The 19630-nt window shown below is 64.3% G+C and carries 17 protein-coding genes and 1 pseudogene; 10 read left to right on the plus strand and 8 right to left on the minus strand.

Annotation, left to right across the window (positions count from 1 at the left end; genetic code table 11):
• The first annotated feature begins 224 nt into the window (after positions 1–224).
• Positions 225–473 carry a DUF1652 domain-containing protein gene (locus DNK34_RS12605; protein ID WP_242675315.1) on the plus strand — a complete coding sequence of 83 codons (249 nt, stop codon included), beginning with the start codon at positions 225–227 and terminating at the stop codon, positions 471–473.
• A gap of 55 nt (positions 474–528) precedes the next feature.
• Here DNK34_RS12605 and DNK34_RS12610 read toward each other — a convergent pair whose 3' ends face one another.
• Complete coding sequence (locus DNK34_RS12610) at positions 529–3732, minus strand: hypothetical protein (protein WP_131174787.1); 3204 nt, start codon at positions 3730–3732, stop codon at positions 529–531.
• 382 nt (positions 3733–4114) lie between these two features.
• On the opposite strand from DNK34_RS12610, the gene DNK34_RS12615 reads away from it, so the two are divergent.
• Positions 4115–4999 (plus strand): glycoside hydrolase 64/thaumatin family protein, encoded by an 885-nt coding sequence (locus tag DNK34_RS12615; RefSeq protein ID WP_131174788.1) that lies wholly within the window; start codon positions 4115–4117, stop codon positions 4997–4999.
• Between the two features lie 96 nt (positions 5000–5095).
• On the opposite strand, the gene DNK34_RS12620 is transcribed toward DNK34_RS12615, so the two are convergent.
• Genes DNK34_RS12620 through DNK34_RS12635 form a run of 4 tightly spaced genes read right to left on the minus strand, consistent with a single transcriptional unit; the run spans position 5096 to position 7922 of the window.
• A complete protein-coding gene (locus DNK34_RS12620; RefSeq protein ID WP_131174789.1) occupies positions 5096–5824 on the minus strand; it encodes an amino acid ABC transporter ATP-binding protein in 729 nt (242 codons plus the stop codon).
• Positions 5811–6461 carry an amino acid ABC transporter permease gene (locus DNK34_RS12625; RefSeq protein WP_131174910.1) on the minus strand — a complete coding sequence of 217 codons (651 nt, stop codon included), beginning with the start codon at positions 6459–6461 and terminating at the stop codon, positions 5811–5813. The genes DNK34_RS12620 and DNK34_RS12625 overlap by 14 nt, the downstream gene beginning before the upstream one ends.
• Positions 6458–7123 (minus strand): amino acid ABC transporter permease, encoded by a 666-nt coding sequence (locus tag DNK34_RS12630; RefSeq protein ID WP_131174790.1) that lies wholly within the window; start codon positions 7121–7123, stop codon positions 6458–6460. The genes DNK34_RS12625 and DNK34_RS12630 overlap by 4 nt, the downstream gene beginning before the upstream one ends.
• 13 nt (positions 7124–7136) lie before the next feature.
• A complete protein-coding gene (locus DNK34_RS12635; RefSeq protein WP_131174791.1) occupies positions 7137–7922 on the minus strand; it encodes a transporter substrate-binding domain-containing protein in 786 nt (261 codons plus the stop codon).
• A gap of 272 nt (positions 7923–8194) precedes the next feature.
• On the opposite strand from DNK34_RS12635, the gene DNK34_RS12640 reads away from it, so the two are divergent.
• The 3 genes from DNK34_RS12640 to fabV all read left to right on the plus strand — a co-directional run bounded on the left by DNK34_RS12640 (position 8195) and on the right by fabV (position 11146).
• A complete protein-coding gene (locus tag DNK34_RS12640; protein ID WP_131174792.1) occupies positions 8195–8899 on the plus strand; it encodes a FadR/GntR family transcriptional regulator in 705 nt (234 codons plus the stop codon).
• A gap of 178 nt (positions 8900–9077) precedes the next feature.
• Positions 9078–9821 carry a hypothetical protein gene (locus DNK34_RS12645; RefSeq protein ID WP_131174793.1) on the plus strand — a complete coding sequence of 248 codons (744 nt, stop codon included), beginning with the start codon at positions 9078–9080 and terminating at the stop codon, positions 9819–9821.
• A gap of 119 nt (positions 9822–9940) precedes the next feature.
• A complete protein-coding gene (gene fabV, locus DNK34_RS12650) occupies positions 9941–11146 on the plus strand; it encodes an enoyl-ACP reductase FabV (protein WP_131174794.1) in 1206 nt (401 codons plus the stop codon).
• Positions 11147–11251: 105 nt separating this feature from the next.
• Here the strand turns inward: fabV and DNK34_RS12655 are convergent, their stop codons facing one another.
• Positions 11252–12358: a Gfo/Idh/MocA family protein gene (locus DNK34_RS12655; RefSeq protein WP_131174795.1), complete on the minus strand. Its 1107-nt coding sequence runs from the start codon at positions 12356–12358 to the stop codon at positions 11252–11254.
• A 108-nt stretch (positions 12359–12466) separates the two neighbouring features.
• On the opposite strand from DNK34_RS12655, the pseudogene DNK34_RS12660 reads away from it, so the two are divergent.
• The 5 genes and pseudogenes from DNK34_RS12660 to DNK34_RS12675 all read left to right on the plus strand — a co-directional run.
• Positions 12467–12718: pseudogene (locus DNK34_RS12660) on the plus strand (hypothetical protein); the annotation flags it as partial.
• Positions 12719–12946: 228 nt separating this feature from the next.
• The gene (locus DNK34_RS12665; RefSeq protein ID WP_131174796.1) at positions 12947–14413 is read left to right on the plus strand and encodes a sensor domain-containing diguanylate cyclase; all 1467 of its coding nucleotides are present in this window, start codon (positions 12947–12949) and stop codon (positions 14411–14413) included.
• Positions 14414–14736: 323 nt separating this feature from the next.
• Complete coding sequence (locus DNK34_RS25430; RefSeq protein WP_165497300.1) at positions 14737–15297, plus strand: MASE2 domain-containing protein; 561 nt, start codon at positions 14737–14739, stop codon at positions 15295–15297.
• Complete coding sequence (locus DNK34_RS25435) at positions 15276–15638, plus strand: GGDEF domain-containing protein (protein ID WP_165497301.1); 363 nt, start codon at positions 15276–15278, stop codon at positions 15636–15638. Before DNK34_RS25430 ends, DNK34_RS25435 begins: the two co-directional genes overlap by 22 nt.
• 117 nt (positions 15639–15755) lie before the next feature.
• Positions 15756–16133: a DUF1090 domain-containing protein gene (locus tag DNK34_RS12675; RefSeq protein ID WP_242675316.1), complete on the plus strand. Its 378-nt coding sequence runs from the start codon at positions 15756–15758 to the stop codon at positions 16131–16133.
• Between the two features lie 319 nt (positions 16134–16452).
• Here DNK34_RS12675 and DNK34_RS12680 read toward each other — a convergent pair whose 3' ends face one another.
• A complete protein-coding gene (locus DNK34_RS12680; protein WP_131174798.1) occupies positions 16453–18396 on the minus strand; it encodes a methyl-accepting chemotaxis protein in 1944 nt (647 codons plus the stop codon).
• A 380-nt stretch (positions 18397–18776) separates the two neighbouring features.
• Complete coding sequence (locus DNK34_RS12685; protein WP_278248870.1) at positions 18777–19628, minus strand: metal ABC transporter permease; 852 nt, start codon at positions 19626–19628, stop codon at positions 18777–18779.
• Positions 19629–19630: the final 2 nt, after the last annotated feature.

Here is a 19630-nt window from a genome sequence, read left to right on the forward strand (position 1 = left end):
TGGGAGCCGCGCCCCCGCGGCGATTGCGGGTCGCACCACTGGTTTTGTGGGATGGCCGCCACCGCATCGCGCCGAGGTCGACGCTCCTACACGGGCGGCGGGTTGCCGCTCTTCTGTAGGCGCCCCTGCTCCTACAAAAACCTTATCTGATCGGCATTCCGGCTTGCCGGGGCTTTTTTGCAGATGGCCGCCGTTGGGCGGCCGCGTGGGGTTCGGAGGTTCGCATGATGATGTCGGTGCTTGAGCAAAGACGGATTATCGAGACCGCCTTTCTGCCCCTGAACTGCCGTTGCAGCGTGTGCCATGACGATTCGATGGTGATCGAAATAAGCGACCCGCTGACCCACGAGGTGCTTATCAAGGTCACCGGGATTGCCCGCTCGCGGCTCGCCTCGTCGCGGGACATCTCCCGCTTCGTGCTGCAACTGCGCCACGATCTGCGCGCCGCGAAGGACAGTTCCAGGCTGGCCTGATCGAACCGCCCCCGGCATCGCCGCACAGGCCTCCCTGACCGTGCGGCGGCGACCCTTACGAACCCACGGTCGAACCTCGGTCCATCTGGCTGTCGAGGTTCTTGCCATCGCCCTCGTAGTCGTCGTGCTGGCCGTCCCAATAGGTGTGGCCCCGGTCGACGAAATAGTCGTATTCGTCGCTGCGGTAGTCGAAGATGCTCTGGTCGTCGGGGGCGTCGCGCTGGCCATAGCTGTGCATGTAGGCGTCGAGGAATTCGTAGCGCAGCAGGCCGTCATCGCTGAGCAGGCCGTCCTGCTCCAGATCGTTGAACAGGTCCTTGAGGTCGTCGCGGTAGGCGTCGAGTTTGTTGTTGTACTTGATGTCTTCGATGATGCTGAAGGGCAGGGTGGCGATGGTCAGTAGGGCGGACACCCAGAACAGCGGGCCGACCGCCGCCCGTGCGAAGCTGAGCTTGGCCAGGGCGCCGAACGAGGCCGCGCCGCCGCCCACGCCGAAGGCCCCGGCGGCCACGGTGATGGCGCCCTGGGCGATCATGGCGGCGTCGCCGCTGTCGGCGCCTTTCTTGATCATCAGCCCGCCGAGCACGGTGTCGGCCACGCCGACGAAGGTGTTGGCACCGGCATCGAGGATGCGCAGGAAGGCGCCGGCCCCACGGCTGAAGGCGGTAGAGTCGGGCAGCAACGGCGTACCGGAGAAGCCCTGGCGCATGCCCTTGATGACTTCCTTGTAGTCCGCCTGGGACAGGTTGAGTTTCTCCGCCATCTTGGCGTCGTCGGCGAGGGGCGCGCTGGACAGCAACTCGTCGATGTTGTCCAGGAAACGCGCGCCGATCTCGGAGGTGAAGGGGCGGTTCTGCGGGGTGTCCTTGCCGAAGATTTCCGGCAGTGACTTGTCCAGGCCGAGCATGGCGTTGAGATGGCTGCCGTTGATCGTGTCGATGACGCGGCTGCCGAGGTTGACGAAGTGCTGGCTGGCGCCGAAGAACGCGACCATGTCCTTGGCGATCGCCAGACGCTCCTCGGGGGTGCCGCCCAGCTTGCCGCCGGCCATCTGGTAGATGCCCGATGCCAGCGAGATCAGCCCACCGGTCGAGCCCAGCGCACCGTTGCTGTTGAGCACGCTGATGGTCGAGAGCATGCCGCCGCCGGTCTTTTCGTTGAGCGCCTGGTAGACGTCCTTCTTCATCAACTGGTCGATGTCGCCCTGGGTCACTTCGCCGTTCTTGATGAAGCGGTCGCCCAGCTCCTGCAGCGCCTTGCCGAAATCCTTGGCGGTCTGCTTGTCGCCGAGGAACTCGTTGATGAACTTGTCGATGCTTTCGACGGTGCGCCGGGGCAGGTCCACCCCGGCTTTCTTCAACGCGGTGAGCAACGTCTTGACCACGTCCTGGGTGGCCAGGGCCAGGTTGTCGTCGTTGATCAGCGCGGGGTTTTCCATGAGTTTGTCGAGGTCGACGATGGCTGCGTCGAGCTGCAGCTTCTGGGCGAACTCGGCGGCTTTTTCCGGGTCGAGCACGGCGAGTTGCGCATAGGTTTCGCGGATGTCGGCCTCGGCCAGATCCTGCTTGTGCTCGGCCTCCAGCCCTTGGATGTGCCTGACGTAGTCTTCGCTGAAGGCCATGTCCTGGAGCTTCTTCACCACCTCGTCCTTGTTCGGCAGGGCGTCGACGGCATCCTTCTGCGCCGCGATGAAATCCTTCTGCACGCTGTCGCTGGCGAACAGGGTGGTGAGCTGTTCGTCCACCTTGCGGCCATCGATGATCGACTCGAAATCGTCGCCGCTGGCGCCCGCGGTGCTCTGGCCCTTGCCGATGTCCAGGGTCACCATGTCCAGGCCGCCCTCGAGGGTGCCCTGGGCACGCAGGGCGCGGTACATCCTGGCGCGGTCGTCGTCCTCCTTGATCGAGCCGTCCTCGATGCCTTTTTTCCAGCCTTCGATCACCTTCTGCCAGGTCAGCTCGTTGACGCTGAGGGCGCGCGAGCTGTCGTCGGGGTCCGTTTCGCTGGTTTCCATCGAGCCGATATCGAGTTCGCCGGTGAGGGGCAGGTCGCTGTCGCGGCGGGCGTCGTCGATCTTGCCGCTGTCGTTGCGCCGCCCCGAGTCCTCGGCCACCAGGCGGTCATAGAGGTCGGGGCTGAGCTCGCGGGAGACCACGATCTTGCGCCGCTTGTCGCCGTCGACGATTTCCGCCCGCACGAAGCCGTCGCCGATCTCGCCTTCCGGGCCGATGAGCGCGCCGGCGATTTCCTCGCTGGTCAGGTAATCGTCCGGGTGTAGCATGGCGTAGCCTTCCTTCTCCTGGGCGTTGGCGGTGAGCATGATCTCGGCATGCTGCTTGAGCGCGGCGAACATCTCCGGGCTGACCGCTTCGGAGACGGCGACCTTCTCGCCGCTCCAGGTCTGGTAGGTGATGATGCCGTTGTCGCCAAGGCTGCCCTCCCAGGTGATACGCGCGTAGTCGGCATAGGCCGGTGGCTCGCCATCGCGCTCGAGCAGCCGGTGACCGGCGCCCTGGGCGCGATCCATGGCGCCACGGGAGGCGTCGTCGCCGATCAGTTTCTGCATCTTCGCCAGGTAGTCGAACAGGCCGGGGTTGTCGTCCCTGTGCACCACCACCTTCTCGTCGCCGTTGTGGTAGCGAATCAGCCCAGGGCCCATTTCGTCCACGGCGCCGACGCCCAGGCCGCTGTAGCCTGGCCAGGTTTCGTTGTCGCTGGCGCGGCGGTAACCGTCCTCTGCGCTGGCCTCGATGCCGTCCAGCGAATCCTTGAAGGCCGAGACCTTGTCGAACATCTCCGGGTTGTCGGCCCTGGCCAGTACCGTCCAGTCGCCGTCCCGGTTGCGAAAGCGCAGGACCCCGGGGGTGACGCTTTCGATGGCCGGGTAGTCGCGCAGGCTTTGCGCGGCCTTGTCGTCCTTGCCGGCGCGGCGGTCGCCACCTGCCGTCGCCTCGTTCAGGGCCTTGAGCGTTTCGAAGTCTTTCTTCACCTGCTCGTAGAGCGCCGGTGAGGTGGAACGCAGGACGATGACCCTGTCGCCATCCTGGGTCTCGTAGCGAATGGTGTCGTTGGCGACTTCATCGGGCGGGCCGATGTACTGGTAGTCGGCGAAGTCTGGCGCCTTGCCATCCCGCGGGGCGGCGCTGTAGCCGGGCTCGGATTCGCTGCGCGGCTTGAGTCGGGCGAGGGCCAGGGAGTTGTCGAAGGTTTTGCCGGGCGTGGGCGTGGGGCTCTTGGACAGACGCTGGATGCTGCTCATGGGGTGGGCTCCATTCGACCAGATGCGTGATAGAGGCCTGACGACAACGACTCCCATCATGAAGCCGAAACAAGCTTGAACCCGGACTGTGCCGCCACTGGATGACAGCGATGTTGCAGCCCGGTCGTCGACTTTGCGCACACAAAAGGCCCGCAAGCCCCGCCGTCCGGCCTTCTCGAGGGCATGGCAGGGCTGTTTGCAGAAGAGCGGGCCTGGTCTGTTTAACAGTTTTTCACACTACTCACGGGCGGACTGCCGTTAGTGTCGTGCAATCAGGAACGCTGGCGGGCGTGAGCCGGGCCGGGATTTCGTGGGGGCTTGCCGTTGCCGGCTCAGGCTGCGGGCGGGTTGGGCATCAGCGGCGGGATTGAAGGGGTGAGCCATGACGGTCGATAACATTGGTCAATTCGATGGGCTACCCGGGCCGAATGAGCCGGGGCTCGAATTCGATGCGGTGCTGCGGGGCGCCTGGCAGGGCGAATGGACGCGCCGCGAGCAGGCGCGCGACGAGGCCAGGGCGGCAGGCGATGAGGCCCTGGCCCAGCACTACCAGAACGAGCTCGACGTCTTGCGCCTGATGATGCCCAGCGCCGAGCCCTTGCCGCCGCTGGCGGGGCCGACGTCGGAGATCCCGCTGCAGCAACGGGCGGTGACCGAGCAGATCCCGCCGGTGACCCAGGACGAGTTGCCCGCGGTAGCGCCGGGCGCGCTGGAACTCGGTGGCACGCCGCCAGAAGGCAACAGCCTGACCTTCGTCAACGATGGCGATACGCCGCTGACCATCGAATTCACCGCCAACGCGGGCGAGGCCGGGATCGAGTCGATCACCCTGCAACCGGGCGAAAGCCTGGTGCAGTCGTTCCCCGAAGGCTGGTCCGGCAACTTCCGCAGCTCGGCCGGCGATGGCGCCCATGTGACCCTGGGCGAGGTGGCCTTCAACGGTGGCGTGAACGGCGACCAGACCTTCTACGACGTCAGCTACATCGAGGGCAACAATGCGCGCATGACCATCGCGCCCAGCGAGGGCGGGCCGGTGTCCGGCACCCTGGAGGATATCGTCAGCGACGCTCCTGACGGCATCAAGGCCCGCGATGCCGACGGCAACGTCTACGGCCTGAAGAAATCCACCACCTCGGAAGTGTTCGACGAATCGGTGGTCGATTACTACCGCTCGGCCGTGGGGGAAGGCGAGGGCTACGTGGTGCCCAAGGACGACATCAGCACCCTCGGCACCGCCTCCAACAGCCTGACGGTACGGATCGCCTGATCCAGCCGGAACTCAAGCGCCGCCTGGACGATGCGGATGTCCCGCGATACCGGCGGCGCTGTAACCCACCATTTACGCTGTGCGGGCGATCGCCGCTCAGTTGATGCTGCCGATGAAGTTGGCCAGCTCCGGGGTCTGCGGGGCGCTGAACAGTTCTTTCGGCGGGCCGATCTCGTGCACGCGGCCGTGGTGCATGAACACCAGCTTGTCGCCCACTTCGCGGGCGAAGCGCATCTCGTGGGTGACCATGACCAGGGTCATGCCTTCCTTGGCCAGCTCACGCACCACGCTGAGCACTTCGTTGACCAGCTCGGGATCGAGGGCCGAGGTGATTTCGTCGCACAGCAGCACCCGCGGCGACATGGCCAGAGCGCGGGCGATGGCCACGCGCTGCTGCTGGCCGCCGGAGAGCTGCTCGGGATAGGCGTTGAATTTCTCCGCCAGGCCGACCCGTTCGAGCATCTTCTCGGCGATGCGCCGGGCTTCCTGGCGTTCGGTCTTCTTCACCACCTGGGGCGCGAGCATGACGTTTTCACCGACGCTCAGGTGCGGGAACAGGTTGAACTGCTGGAACACCATGCCGACTTTCTGCCGCAGCGCGCGCAGGTCGGAACGCTGGGCGTCGAGGTACTGGCCGTCGACTTCGATGACGCCGTCGTTGATCGACTCCAGGCCGTTGAGCGTGCGCAGCAGGGTGCTCTTGCCGGAGCCGCTGCGGCCGATGATGGCGACCACCTCGCCTTCCTCGATGTTCAGGTCCACGCCTTTGAGCACGTGATTGGTGCCGTAGTATTTGTGCAGTGCGGTAACGCTAAGCAGCGACATGCAGCCTCCTTTCCAGGTAACGGGCGCCCAGCGAGAGCGGGAAGCAGAGAAGGAAATAGCCCAGGGCGACCAGGCCGTAGATCAGGAAGGGTTCGAAGGTGGCGTTGGCGATCATGCCGCCGGTCTTGGTCAGTTCGGTGAAACCGATGATCGAGGTGACCGCGGTGCCCTTGACCACCTGCACCGAGAAGCCCACCGTCGGCGCCACGGCGATGCGCAGCGCCTGCGGCAGGATCACGTAGCGCAACTGTTCCAGGCGGTTCAGCGCCAGGCTCGCCGAGGCTTCCCACTGGCCGTGGGCGACCGACTGCACGCAACCGCGCCAGATCTCGGCGAGAAAGGCGCTGGTGAACAGGGTCAGGGCGATGGCCGCGGCCATCCACGCCGACACGTCGACGCCGAGCAGGGCGATGCCGAAGAACACCATGAACAGCTGCATCAGCAGCGGCGTGCCCTGGAACAGTTCGATATAGCCCCGGGCCAGGATGCGCAGGACGCGCAGTTGCGAGATGCGCCCGAGCATCACCAGCAGGCCGACCAGGCCCCCGCAGGCGAAGGCCACCAGCGACAGCAGCAGGGTCCACTGCAGCCCGGTGAGCAGGTTGCGGATGATGTCCCACAGGGTGAAATCCATCAGCGCCTCCCGACGATCAGGTAGCGGCCGACCAGGTTCAGCACCTGCCGCAGCAGGATCGCCATGGCCAGGTAGAGCAGGGTGGTCAGCAGGTAGGTCTCGAAGGACCTGAAGTTGCGCGACTGGATGAAGTTGGCGGCGAACGACAGTTCTTCGGTGGCGATCTGCGAACAGACCGCCGAGCCGAGCATGACGATGATGATCTGGCTCGACAGCGCCGGCCATACCTTGGCCAGGGCCGGGCGGATGACCACGTGGCGCAGCGCCTCGAAACGACTCATGGCCAGGGCCGAGGCCGCCTCCAGCTGGCCATGGGGGATCGCCTGGATGCCCGCGCGGATGATTTCCGTGGAGTAGGCGCCGAGGTTGATCACCATGGCCAGCACCGCGGCTTCCCATTCGCTCAGGCGTATGCCGAGCGAAGGCAGGCCGAAGAAGATGAAGAACAGTTGGACGATGAACGGGGTATTGCGGATCAGCTCCACGTAAGCGCCGAACAGCCAGTCGAACGGCCGTAGCCGCCAGGCGCGCACCACGGCGCCGACCACCCCGATGGCGACGCCGGCCAGGGTGCCGATGGCGGTCAGCTCGAGGGTGAACAGGGCGCCCTTGAGCAGCAGGTCGCCCTGCTGCAGAACCGCAGCGAAATCGAATTGATAGGCCATCGGGCTGGGCCGCTCAGAGATCGGCGGGCAGCGGTTGCTTCAGCCACTTCTCGGCATTGGCGTTGAGGCTGCCGTCCTGCCTGGCTTCGGCGATCAGGGCGTTGACCTTCTCCAGCAGCGCCGGCTGGTTCTTGGCCATGCCGACGTACACCGGCGAGTCCTTGAGCTTGATCTTCAGCACCGGCACCTTCTTCGGGTTCTTCTCGGCGATGGCGGCCATCACCACGCTGCCGCTGGCGATCAGGTCGACCTGGCCCGAGAGGTAGGCGGCGATGGTCGAGTTATTGTCCTCGAAACGCTTGATGGTGGCGCCCTGCGGGGCCACGGCGCTGAGCTCCATGTCTTCGATGGCGCCACGGGTCACGCTGATGGTCTTGCCGGCCAGGTCGTCGGTGCTGGCCACCGTGCTGTCTTCGGGGCCGAACACGGCCAGGTAGAAGGGCGCGTAGGCCGCCGAGAAGTCGATGACCTGCTCGCGCTCGGGGTTCTTGCCCAGGCTGGAGATCACCAGGTCGACCTTGCCGGTGGTCAGGAAGGGGATGCGGTTGGTGCTGTTGACCGGGGTCAGTTCCAGCTTCACGCCGAGTTTGTCGGCCAGCAGTTGCGCGGTGTCGATGTCCAGGCCGCGTGGCTGCATGTCCGGGCCGACCGAGCCGAACGGCGGGAAGTCCTGGGGCACGGCGACCTTCAGTGTGCCGCGCTGGGCGATGTCGCTCAGGGCGTCGGCGTGGGCGGCCGATTGTGCCAGGGCGCTGCCGCAGAGAGCCGCGGCCAGTAGAAGATGACGGAATGTACGCATGGGGGAGACCTCGTGTCACGGCAAGTGAAAGTACCGAGCACAGTGCACAGGGCATGCCAGGGCGGACGAAAATGCCGTGAGAACGGCTTTCTCCGTTGCACTTCAAGGTCTTACTGGTCTGAACAGTTGATGATCCCTGTGCGAATCGGGTCTGCTCGCTTGCTCCCTTGTGGCGCAAGCCCTGCAGGGCGCGATCCAGTGTGGTGCGGCACTTGCCTGGAAGCGTGAAAAGGCCGTAAAAGGGATGTTTTCGAACCCACTGGTCTGAACAGATGCTCGATACCCAAGGGCGAGGCGCCGTCCCGGAACAGGCCCTGCATGCCATTCAGAAACTGATCCGTGATGGCGGCTATCGCCCCGGCGACGTGCTGCCTTCGCAGCGCGACCTGGCCGAGCGCCTGGGGGTCAGCCGCGCCTCGTTGCGCGAGGCGCTGTCGTCGCTCAGCGCGCTGGGGATGGTCAGCGTGCAGCCGGGCAAGGGCGTGTACGTGCAGTCCGCCCCGGGTAACGGCGGCGGCAAGGCGGCGGGGTTTTCCTGGCCGTTCGCCGAGCAGGTGTCGGCGTCCGATACCTTCCAGTTGCGCTATGTGCTCGAAGGCTTCGCCGCCGGCATGGCGGCCAGCGTGCTGACCGCGCTGGACATCGACGAATTGGGCGACAACGTCGAGGCCATGCGCCTGGAATTGCGCGCGCAGCACTTCGAGGCCGCCGCGCGGCTGGATTTCGAGTTCCACCGGCGTATCCTCCAGGCCAGCGGCAACCTGGCCATCCAGCACATCATCACCGCCAGCGAGGCGGTGTTCCTGGAAAGCCAGAAGCTGCCCTTCATCCGCCCCGAGCGGGCCATGGAGACCTGGCAGGAACACCGCAAGATCCTTCGTCACCTGGCCCGCCACGCCAACGACCCGGCGCGCAAGGCGATGCAGGAACATATCCGCAACGCCGCCTCGCGCACCGGGATCGTCTTTCCGACATAGGCCTCGACTGCGCCCGTGCCGCGCTTGCAGGCGCCGCGATCCGCGGCGTATGGCGGCCTGTACGGCCCTGGAAGGTTGCCAATCCCTGGGCGGCCGGTGACAGCGGCCGGGATCGAGGCTTGGGCGTGGACGAGGCTTTGCGTTAAATTGCGCGCTTTGTTTGATGATGGATGCCTCGATGAAAGTCGCCACTATCCTCCAGGGCGTCTGTGCCCTGTTGTTGTTCGGTGCCGCCGCCTGCCTGTTTCTGCAAGCCGGCCATGGTTCGCTGATCTATTTCTCTTCGGGTGTCGGCATCCAGCCGCTGGAGATCGGCAAGCTGCTGATCCTGCTGGTGCTGCTGCTGGAAACGTTGTTCATCGCGCTGGTCATCGATGCCCGGGCCAGGAGGCGCCGCCTGATATGGGCCGTGCCCCTGGCCTGGTTGCTGCTGCTGGTGGTATTCCCGCTGGGCATCGAGGGGCGCCTGTGGTCGGAGGCGAGCTATGCCGATGGCCGGCCGATGACCGACGAGCGCAGTGGCGAGCGCGTCAAGTCCTGGGATGCCTTCTTCGGTTACGTGCCGCTGTGGCGGGCGCGATTCGAGGCCAGGCCGCCCTACGACCGCTATGAAACCACCGACCTGTACAACCGCCGTGCCTACGATGGCAACCTGCTGTGGGGAACCGGGCTACTGTACGGCCTGAACCGCCGCAGTATCCCTCGCTTCGACGACGGATCGGGCCAGGTCTACGAATGCGAGCTCGAGCGCACCCGGCATGTGCTGGGCTTCTACTGGCGTGATCGCGCAGGCTCCCTGCTCGAGTACGCCGAGCCGGACGCGCTGCCTGCCGACAGGTGCCGGCTGATCGGCATGCCGGCGGTCGGCTCGCAGATCCGCAGCCGTGTCGATCAGAGCAGGCGCATCCGGTTGATGCGATAAAAGCGGAAAATTGTGGCCTGGATGGGATTTGCGACGACCAATAAGTCTATTTCCCTTTTTCTCAGGCGGGTAATCGACATTACACTGTCGCCCGCACATTCGATGACGAGGTAAACGCGTTGATCATTCACCCTAAAGTCCGTGGCTTCATTTGTACCACCACCCACCCGCTGGGTTGCGAGCGCAACGTGGCCGGGCAGATCGAGGCCACGCGCAAGCTGGGCGTGCGAGACGACGGTCCGAAGAAGGTGCTGGTGATCGGCGCGTCCAGCGGTTATGGCCTGGCCGCGCGCATCACCGCCGCGTTCGGCTTCGGCGCCGATACCCTGGGCGTGTTCTTCGAGAAGCCCGGCAGCGAGACCAAGGCCGGCACCGCTGGCTGGTACAACTCCGCCGCCTTCGACAAGTTCGCCAAGGCCGAAGGCCTGTACAGCAAGTCGATCAACGGTGACGCCTTCTCCGACGAAGCGCGGGCCAAGGTCATCGAGCTGATCAGGAACGAAATGGGCGGCAAGGTCGACCTGGTGATCTACTCCCTGGCCTCGCCGGTACGCAAGCTGCCACAGACCGGTGAAGTGGTGCGTTCGGCGCTCAAGCCGATCGGCCAGGCGTACCGGTCGACCGCCATCGACACCAACAAGGACACCATCATCGAGGCCGCCATCGAGCCGGCCAGCGAGCAGGAAATCGCCGACACCGTGACCGTCATGGGTGGCCAGGACTGGGAACTGTGGATCGACGCCCTGGCCCAGGCCGACGTGCTGGCGCCCAGCGCGCGCACCGTGGCCTTCAGCTACATCGGCACCGAGATCACCTGGCCGATCTACTGGCACGGCGCCCTGGGCAAGGCCAAGCAGGATCTGGACGAGACAGCCGTTCGCCTCGACAAGCGCCTGCGGGCCAACGGCGGCGGCGCCAACGTGGCGGTGCTGAAATCGGTGGTCACCCAGGCCAGCGCGGCCATTCCGGTGATGCCGCTGTACTTGTCGATGGTCTTCAGGATCATGAAGGAAAAGGGCCTGCACGAAGGCACCGGCGAGCAGCTCAACCGCCTGTTCCGTGATCGCCTGTACCGTGCCGACGGGCAACCGGGCGCGGTCGACGGCGAAGGCCGCCTGCGCCTGGACGACTGGGAGCTGCGCGATGAGGTACAGGATGCCTGCAAGGCCCTGTGGCCGCAGGTGACCAGCGAGAACCTGTTCCAGCTCACCGACTACGCCGGTTACAAGCACGAGTTCCTCAGCCTGTTCGGTTTCGAGCGCAGCGATGTGGACTACGATGCCGACGTGGCCACCGACGTGACCTTCGACGTCGTCCAGCTGTAAGCCTCAAGCGGCAAGCCACACGCGACGGGTCACGCGCCACAGCGCGGGGCGCAGGCTCTCGCGCTTTGCAACTCGAAGCTTGCAGCTTGAGGCTTGCCGCTGCTCCTAGCCTACCGGTTCATCGGTATTGATATAGTCCGGCACCTTGGCCAGGGGCAGGCGACGGGCCTGTTCCACGCTGATGCCCGGGCGCTTGGGTAGGGGTTCCAGGCGCTGCGGCTGGCCGCTTTCCAGGGCGCGCTCGATGGCGGCGAGGATCCTGACGTCGCGCCAGCCCTCGTCGCCGTCCGGCTCGGGCTCGCGGTTCTGCAGGATGCAATCGGAAAAGTACTGGGTCTGGCCGGCGAACTGGTCGACCACCGGGTGCAGGCGTTCCTGGGTCTTGCCATCGATGATCGAGCGGTAGGCGATGGCCACGCCCTTGCCGAAGCCGAAGCAGGGCGAGGCCTCGAACTCACCCTGGGTGCCCAGTATCTGCAGGCGCTGGCTGCTCGGCAGGCTGTAGCTGACGGTGAAGGTGGCCAGGCGCTCTTCGGCGAAGCGCAGGGTGACGCTCACGGTGTCGGGGGTATTGATCTCGCGGCCGGGCGTCTGGATGGCCACGGCCCGGACCTCCAGGGGTTCGTCGTCGAACAGGTTGCGCACCGCATTGATCGGGTAGGGACCCATATCGGTGACAGGACCTGCCCAGTAGCCATTCTGCATGCGGTGGTTGGCCGGATCGGCGACCTGGGTGAAGGTGGCGGTGAACAGGCGCGGATCGCCGATCTCGCCGGCGCGGATACGGCTGACCATCTCCACGGTGCCCGGCTCGAAGTGCAGTCGGTAGGCGATCATCAGCTTGGCGCCGGAGCGCTCGGCGGCGGCGGTGATCGCCTGGCAGTCTTCCTCGCTGGTGGCCATGGGCTTTTCCAGCAGGACATGGATACCGGCTTGCAGCGCCGGCTCGGCGAATTCGCGGTGGCGGAAGTTCGGCGTCGCCAGATAGATGGCATCGATCTCGCCGGACGCCAGCAGGGTGGGAAACTCTTCGTAGCTGTAGCTCTTGATGTCGTACAGCGCGGCCAGCCGATCGGCCTTGACTGGGTCGCCGGTGACCAGTGCGGTCATCACCGAATTGTCGGTCTGGCCGACCCCGGGCATGAACGCGCCCTGGGAAATCCAGCCGCCGGCTACCACTGCATAACGAATCTTGCCTTGTGCATCGGGCATTTCAGATCTCCTGTGCATTACCGAGCCCTGTGCTCGGCTCCTATGGAGTCGGCAGGCGTCGGCCGTTGAAGTTCAGTAAAAACGCCGGTCGGCACGCGCCGGGCAATGCCCAGGGAGCGGGAGCTGATCAACATCTGCCGCGAGGAAAAGGCCGCGGGCCGCAAGGTCTTGGTCTATTCCGTCTACAGCGGCACGCGGGACATCATCAGCCGGCAGATGACGTGCTTGGCCCTGATGGCGAAAAAGATCCGCGTGTCTCAGAGCACATCGGGTGATGTCCCGGAATCGGGGCTCAATGTGCTCAACCAGGATGGCGACTCCATCGAAGTCGCTTTGGCCCGGCAGCTTGTCGCGGCCTGATCCATCGGATATCTGTGCTGGCGACCCCGCGTGCATGAACACCGCCAGGTCAGCATGACGGGCTGGTCATCAGAGCTGTCGTTGTATTCCAGACATTGCTCTGCGAAAATTCGCGGTTTTGTGCAATGGTTAGTTCTCGGAAACGATCCTTATCAGTAAGGAAGGTGCGCACAAGGCGGGCGGAACTAAACAGGCCAAGCCATTTGATGAGGGGGCTGAACAGGAGCAATGAGCAACATAGTCTTTACTCATCGCATTCACAGGGCGATCTTGCATACTGTAATTATCTCTGCCTGCCTTATTCTGATCGGGGTTGAAGTTCTCTCTATCTGCGCGCAGCGTCAGGCACGCCTGCATCAAGCGGAAGTGAACGTGCTGAACTTGTCCGTGTCTCTAGCACAACATGCTTCCGACAGCCTGAAGATCGCCGACGCGACGCTTGGACCACTCGCGGAAGCGATGGCCAGACCTGTTCAGCCCAATCAGCAAAGCCTGCATGAAATACTCGTCAGTCAGGTTGCCCGCTCCGATCGAGTTCATGGAGTTTTTGTATATGACGCGGAGGGGAACTGGGTTAATTCGTCATTGGCGCAGCAGACTGGCTCGCATAATAATGCTGATCGTGAGTATTTCATGCATCATAAAGAAAACACTACGGCTCTGCCGTTCATCGGAAGACCGGTGCGCTCCCGCTCAGACGATAGCGACATCATAACGATCAGCCATCGTTATAACCAACCGGATGGAAAGTTCGGCGGCGTCGTACTTGCCAGCATCAAGTCCGACTACTTCAGGAGTTTCTACAGAACATTGGATGTTGAGGACAACGGGAAGATTGATCTTATCCGAGAAGACGGCATCATCCTCGCCGGCGTTCACGGCCATGATGGTTCAGATGAAATGGCGGTTCCCAACCGGGAAGCTTTCGACGCAATCAAGCACCTTGGAAAAGGTAATTTCATCCATCGTGACGATAGTGAGCAAACTGTCAGAATTGCCGCATTCTCATCTGTCCCTGAGTTTCCCCTTTTCGTCTTCGCTGGAGTGGATCGGCGTGAGGTACTTTCCGGTTGGTGGTTGGCAACCCTGTCTGGCGTCGTTGGGACAGTGGTCTGCATATCCTTGCTTATCGCTGCCGCCATTTGGCTGGATCGCCAACTTGTAGCAACCCAGCGCAGGGAGATTCACTTCCGTAGAGAATCGGAAGTTGACGGCCTCACGGGTATTGCGAACCGACGGATATTCGACAGTCATCTCGCTGCCAGGCTAACGGAGAGCTCTTCATTTCCCATATCGTTGAGTCTGTTGCTGATCGACGTCGATCATTTCAAGCAGTTCAATGACCGATACGGCCATGCGGGTGGAGATGACTGCCTTCGTCAGATTGCCCATGCGCTACAGTCGGTTCAGCGACGAACGAATGATCTTGTGGCCCGTTATGGCGGTGAGGAGTTTGCCATTCTCCTGCCTGACTGTGATCTTCACCAGGCTCATACAATGGCGGAAGAGGTCAATTCGAAGATAAGGAATCTTGCCATCCAGCACGATTCGAGCCCCCACGGTATAGTGACAGTCAGCATTGGCGTCGCAAGCACAGTCATCGCCAATGAAATCACGCCGAGGGCATTGATTGAGCAGGCCGACACAGCACTTTATCGGGCCAAGGAAAACGGGCGCGATACCGTCTGCTCGTGAAACCGGAGCCAAAACGATTAACTGACTTCTTTCGGCGACCTGGAGTCTGTTCACCCTCCCTTGAACAGCGCCAAAAATGGCCAGATGGACGAACTGCAAGCTGCTATTAGGCTTGCGCCCACAGTGCATTAGTGACCGTCGACTCTTCTCCATTGCGTCCATCACGCCGGATCAGGCCTCGCGAGTCGCCACAGACGCGATGCCATGATGGATGGCTCCGCTACAGGGATATGCTGTATATCTAAGGCCGTGGTTGAAGTTGGGACGAACGCGACGGCACGCCAGGATGCGAGGATATGGCAGGGATCACACGAGGGCGGCCCATGCGTACCGATAACGGCCAATCGCGTAGCAATTTCGCTCGCCGCGCGCTGCTGCCCAGGGTACTCGGGCTGCCCGTTGGCGCCATCTGCGTCAGCGTGCCGCTATGGGAGTTGCAGCGCCCCGTGTGGGTGTGGCTGGCCCTGCTGCTGTTCGCTTTTGTCTGGCCCTGGCTGGCCTTCGGCCTCAGCCGTATCTACCGCGAGCCGGCGCGCATGGAGCGCTGGCATATCCTCTTCGACTCCTTCGCCGCCATGTTCGCCCTGGTCGCCGCCGGTTTCAGCCCGCTTGCCGCCGCGGTGTTCGTCGCCATGCTCACGGCCAACAACGTGGCCGCCGGCGGTATTCGTTTCGTGGCCCGGGCGCTGCTCGCACAACTGGCCGGCGTACTGGTCGGGATGCTGTTGTTCGGCGCCACCTTTCACGCCCCCGTCACGCCGCTGCACCTGTATGCCTGCATGCCCATGCTGCTGTTGCATCCGATGATGGTGGTGACCCTGTATCGTCTGGCGCTGAGCCTGGGCCAGAGCCGCAGGGCCATGTGGCTGGCGATGCGCTACTGACCCGTCTGGGCCAGATGATCCATGGCTGCCTACGGCAGATCGATGCCGCCGGTCGCTACGGCGGCGACGCGTTCTGCGTGCTGCTGCCCATGACCGGCCTGGAGGATGCCCATGCGGTGCTGGAGCGTCTGCGGCAGCAGGCATCGGAGTCCGAGTGGGGCGATATCGAACTGAGCATCGGCATCGTCGCCTATCATCCGCAGATGCAGTCGGTGGAAGACTGCATCCGCGCGGCGGACAAGGCGCTGTACCTGGCCAAGCACCAGGGCCACAACCGAGTGATCAGCAGCAATGCGTCGCCGTTCGATGGCGAGCGTTTCTCCGTGTCGACCCTGGTCTGAGGCCCCGGAACCTTTGTCGGGCATTGGTGGAAATCATCGCGCTGATCCGTGGTCTGTATCCGCGCCGCCATGCGCGGCGCCCTCGATCAATCGCCATTGGCCCATGGAGCGTTCCCGATGAAAGCCCTGTTTTCCAGCCTGCTGCTTGCCGCCGTCGTGCCGGCATTCGCCGACGACACGTCCAATCCGCGCTGCGCGGCGAAGGAGGCGGATATCGAGCAGCAGATCCGTATCGCCGAGGAGGCTGGTCAGAGTGGCCGGGTCAGGGGCTTGAATACCGCGCTGCAGCAGGTGCGCAGCCACTGCACCGATGCCGGGCTGCAGCGCGAACTGCAAGACAAGGTGAACGAAGCCCGTGCCGAGGTGCGCGAGCGCGAGGCGGATCTGCGTGAAGCCGAACTGGACGGCGACGCCGACAAGATCGCCAAGCGCCAGGCCAAGCTGGAAGAAGCCCGTGGCGAACTGCAAGAGGCCGAGGCCGCCCTGCATCCCTGAGCAGCGCGCCACTCTGCATCGCCGGAGTCAGGGTTGACCAGTAGGAGCGTCGGTCCCGGCGCGATGCAAAAATCGCGGTATGGCCACGATTCGCCGCGGGGGCGCGGCTCCTCCCACATGTGGCCATTCTGCGCGCTTGTTGCTGAATCACGCTGGGCCGCGTAGGTGACAACTCAGCGGCGATTGAAGGGTTGCCGCCCACCCTGCCTGCTGCGTACCCGAGCAGCGCCGCAGCCTGGCGTGGGAGGGGCTTTGGCGGCGATGGCCGATCGCCGCTGAAGCGCCTCCCACGCAGAGCGGATCTTGCCGCGCGCTCCGATCAGGTTCTGAAACGCCCCACCAGGCCATTGAGCTCCCCTGACAACACTTCCAGGCGTTGCGAATCGCTACGCGCCGAGAGCGCCAGTTCCTCGACCAGTTGCGCGTCGGTCTGGATCTGCGCGATGTGCCGGTTGATGTCTTCGGCGACCTGGTGCTGTTCTTCGGCGGCGGTGGCGATCTGGGTGTTCTGGTCGCGGATCTCGTCCACCGAATGGCGGATCTGTTCGAAGCTGTCGCGGGCCTGCTGGATACGCTCGACGCTGTTCTGCGACATGCTCAGGCTGTTCTGCATCTGCCGGGTGACATCCTGGGTGCGCCGGGCCAGGCCGCCGAGCAGGTTGTCGATCTCGCCGGTGGAGTCGGCGGTGCGCTTGGCCAGGGCGCGGACTTCGTCGGCGACCACGGCGAAGCCGCGGCCCTGTTCACCGGCCCGGGCGGCTTCGATGGCGGCGTTGAGCGCCAGCAGGTTGGTCTGCTCGGCGATGGAGCGGATGGTGTCGAGGATGGCGTTGATGTTCTTGCTGTCCTGCTCCAGCACCTGCATGGCCTCGGTCGACTGCTGCAGGTTTTCGCTGAGCTTGGAGACGCTGCCGGTGGCCTCGTCGATCTGCAACTGGCCATCGTGAACCTGGCGTTGCCCGGCATCGGCCGAGGCGGCGGCCTGGCTGCTGGAGCGCGCCACTTCGTTGGCGGTGGCGACCATCTCGTTGAAGGCGGTGGACACCAGCTCCACGGCTTCGCGCTGGCGCCCGGCGGCATCGTTCATGTCGCGGGCCACACGGGTGGTGGCGTCGGAGGCGCTCTGCAGGTCGGCGGAGGCGCTGCCGATGCGTTGCACCAGGGTGCGGATGGCGCCGAGGAACTGGTTGAACCAGCGCGCCAGCAGGGCGGTTTCGTCATTGCCACGGACGTCCAGGCTGCGGGTCAGGTCGCCTTCGCCCTGGGCGATGCCTTCCAGGCCCCCGGCGACGCTGCGGATCGGCCGTACGATGAGCCCGGCGAAGCTGGCGCCGACGATGGCGAACAGCGCCGCCAGCACGGCGGCGATGACGCCGATCTGCCAGGTCAGGCTGGTGGCCTTGGCCATCACCTCATCGCGCTCGATCAGGCCGACGAAACGCCAGCCCAGGGATGGCGACGACCAGACGTTGGCCATGTACGGCACGCCCTCCAGTTCCACTTCGACCAGGCCTTGCTCGACCTTGGCCAGCTCGGCGTAGCCGCCGCCCAGTTCGCTGAGCAGCTTGAAGTTGTGCGAGGCATCGCGCGGGTCCACCAGCACGTTACCGGTGTTTTCCAGCAGCATCAGGTAGCCGCTGTGGCCCAGCTCGATCTGCTTGACCAGGTCGGTGAGCTGCTTGAGCGACACGTCCAGGCCGAGTACGCCGGCCGGCTGGCCCTGGGCATTGGCGATGGTGCGCACGGTGCCCATCAGCACCACGTCGTCCGGGGCCCAGTAGTAGGCCGAGGTGCGCACCGTCCTGCCCGGCGCGGCCATGGCCGCCTGGTACCAGGGGCGTACGCGCGGGTCGTAGTTGCTCAGGCCCGGATCGTCCGGCCAGATCGCGTAACCGCCGTCCGGCTGGCCGACCGAGAGGTAGGCCGTGGTCGGATGGCTGGCGGCGAACTGGGTGAACATCTGCAGCAGCGCCTGGTTGGCCGGCGGCAGCGGGGTCTGCGCGGCATCGGCGCCGCTGTAGTTCTTCAGGGCGTCGGCCTCGACCACCAGAGGGCTCTTGGCCAGGTACTCGACGTTCTGCGCGATGGCGTCGAAGAACTGGTTCATGGCGTTCTCGATCTGGCGGATCTCCCGGCTGCTGCTGTCGAGAAAATCCTCCTGTGCCTGGCTGCGCAGGTTGACGATCACCACCACCGCGACCAGTACCACGGGCACACAGGCAATGGCCGCGAAGGCCCAGGTCAGTTTCTGTTTGATGTTCACGAGGGGGTTCCTGCTGGGTCGGAAGGCGTTGTTATTGGGCTTGGCAGCTCGAACGGGAAAAGGAAACGCAATGCTTTCGGGGTCGTTGTGAACACTGGATCGGCTGGGGCTGGGGAAACTTGAACGGTATTTGGTATGCCGGCTCAGGGTTCGCCTGCAGGCGCGTCGACCCCGGCGCGATGCGATGGCGGCCATGCTGCAAAAACGCGATATGGCCACGATTCGCCGCGAGGGCGCGCCTCCTGCACATGTGGCAATGCTGCGCGCTTATTGCTGAATCCCGTGTCGATACCGTGCGATCGACATTTGATCGGTGTCGCGACCCCAGGCTAGGGCCTGTTGACGTTTCAGCGCGGCCGTGCGTGAAACGTCAACAGACCCTAAGAGCGCTGCGCTGCGTCGGATTGCCCTGCCGAAATCCTGCGCTCGCGGCGCCCGGCATGCACGAACACCACCACGAACAGCAGGCTGAGCAATACCACGATGGTCGGCCCGGGGGCGCTGTCGATGAAAAAGCTCAGGTATACGCCGCTCAGGGCTGCGCCGACGGCGATGCCCACCGCAGTGAAGAGCATGGCGCCCATGGTGCGGGTGAGCAGGAAGGCAATGGCGCCGGGGGCGATCATCAGCGCCACGGTGAGGACGATGCCGATGGCCTTCAGCGCGCCGACGATGGTCAGCGACATCACCGCCAGCAGGCCGTAGTGCAGCAGGCGCACCGGCAGGCCGACGGTGCGCGCCTGCACCGGATCGAAGGCGTGCAGCAGCAGATCGCGCCACTTCAGGGCGATGAACGCCACCACGGCCAGGCCGATCAGGCCGCTTTCCAGGATATCCGGCCAGTCGATGCCGAGCATGTCGCCGAACAGGATGTGATCCAGGTGCACGTCGCTGTGAATCTGCGTGTACAGCAGCAGGCCGAAGCCGAACATGCCGGAGAACACCACGCCCATCAGGGTGTCCTGCTTGATCCGGCTGTTGTCCTTGAGGTAGCCGGAGGCCACGGCGCAGAGCATGCCGGCGATGAAGGCGCCGAGCGAATAGGGCATACCGACCATATAGGCGACGACCACGCCGGGAAACACGGCGTGGGCGGTGGCGTCGCCCATCAGCGCCCAGCCCTTGAGCACCAGGAAGCACGACAGCAGGGCGGCGGGAATGGCCACCAGCACGGCGATCAGCAGGGCGTATTGCATGAAGTCGATTTGCAGCGGTTGCAGCAGCATCTCCATGC

The sequence above is a fragment of the Phytopseudomonas dryadis genome (assembly GCF_004327355.1).
Taxonomy (GTDB): domain Bacteria; phylum Pseudomonadota; class Gammaproteobacteria; order Pseudomonadales; family Pseudomonadaceae; genus Aquipseudomonas; species Aquipseudomonas dryadis.

Coding starts and splice junctions, on each gene's coding strand:
- DNK34_RS12605 (WP_242675315.1), top strand. CDS start 225: ATGATGATGTCGGTGCTTGAGCAAAGACGGATTATCGAGACCGCCTTT.
- DNK34_RS12610 (WP_131174787.1), bottom strand. CDS start 3,732: ATGAGCAGCATCCAGCGTCTGTCCAAGAGCCCCACGCCCACGCCCGGC.
- DNK34_RS12615 (WP_131174788.1), top strand. CDS start 4,115: ATGACGGTCGATAACATTGGTCAATTCGATGGGCTACCCGGGCCGAAT.
- DNK34_RS12620 (WP_131174789.1), bottom strand. CDS start 5,824: ATGTCGCTGCTTAGCGTTACCGCACTGCACAAATACTACGGCACCAAT.
- DNK34_RS12630 (WP_131174790.1), bottom strand. CDS start 7,123: ATGGCCTATCAATTCGATTTCGCTGCGGTTCTGCAGCAGGGCGACCTG.
- DNK34_RS12635 (WP_131174791.1), bottom strand. CDS start 7,922: ATGCGTACATTCCGTCATCTTCTACTGGCCGCGGCTCTCTGCGGCAGC.
- DNK34_RS12640 (WP_131174792.1), top strand. CDS start 8,195: ATGCTCGATACCCAAGGGCGAGGCGCCGTCCCGGAACAGGCCCTGCAT.
- DNK34_RS12645 (WP_131174793.1), top strand. CDS start 9,078: ATGAAAGTCGCCACTATCCTCCAGGGCGTCTGTGCCCTGTTGTTGTTC.
- DNK34_RS12655 (WP_131174795.1), bottom strand. CDS start 12,358: ATGCCCGATGCACAAGGCAAGATTCGTTATGCAGTGGTAGCCGGCGGC.
- DNK34_RS12665 (WP_131174796.1), top strand. CDS start 12,947: ATGAGCAACATAGTCTTTACTCATCGCATTCACAGGGCGATCTTGCAT.
- DNK34_RS25430 (WP_165497300.1), top strand. CDS start 14,737: ATGCGTACCGATAACGGCCAATCGCGTAGCAATTTCGCTCGCCGCGCG.
- DNK34_RS12675 (WP_242675316.1), top strand. CDS start 15,756: ATGAAAGCCCTGTTTTCCAGCCTGCTGCTTGCCGCCGTCGTGCCGGCA.
- DNK34_RS12685 (WP_278248870.1), bottom strand. CDS start 19,628: ATGGAGATGCTGCTGCAACCGCTGCAAATCGACTTCATGCAATACGCC.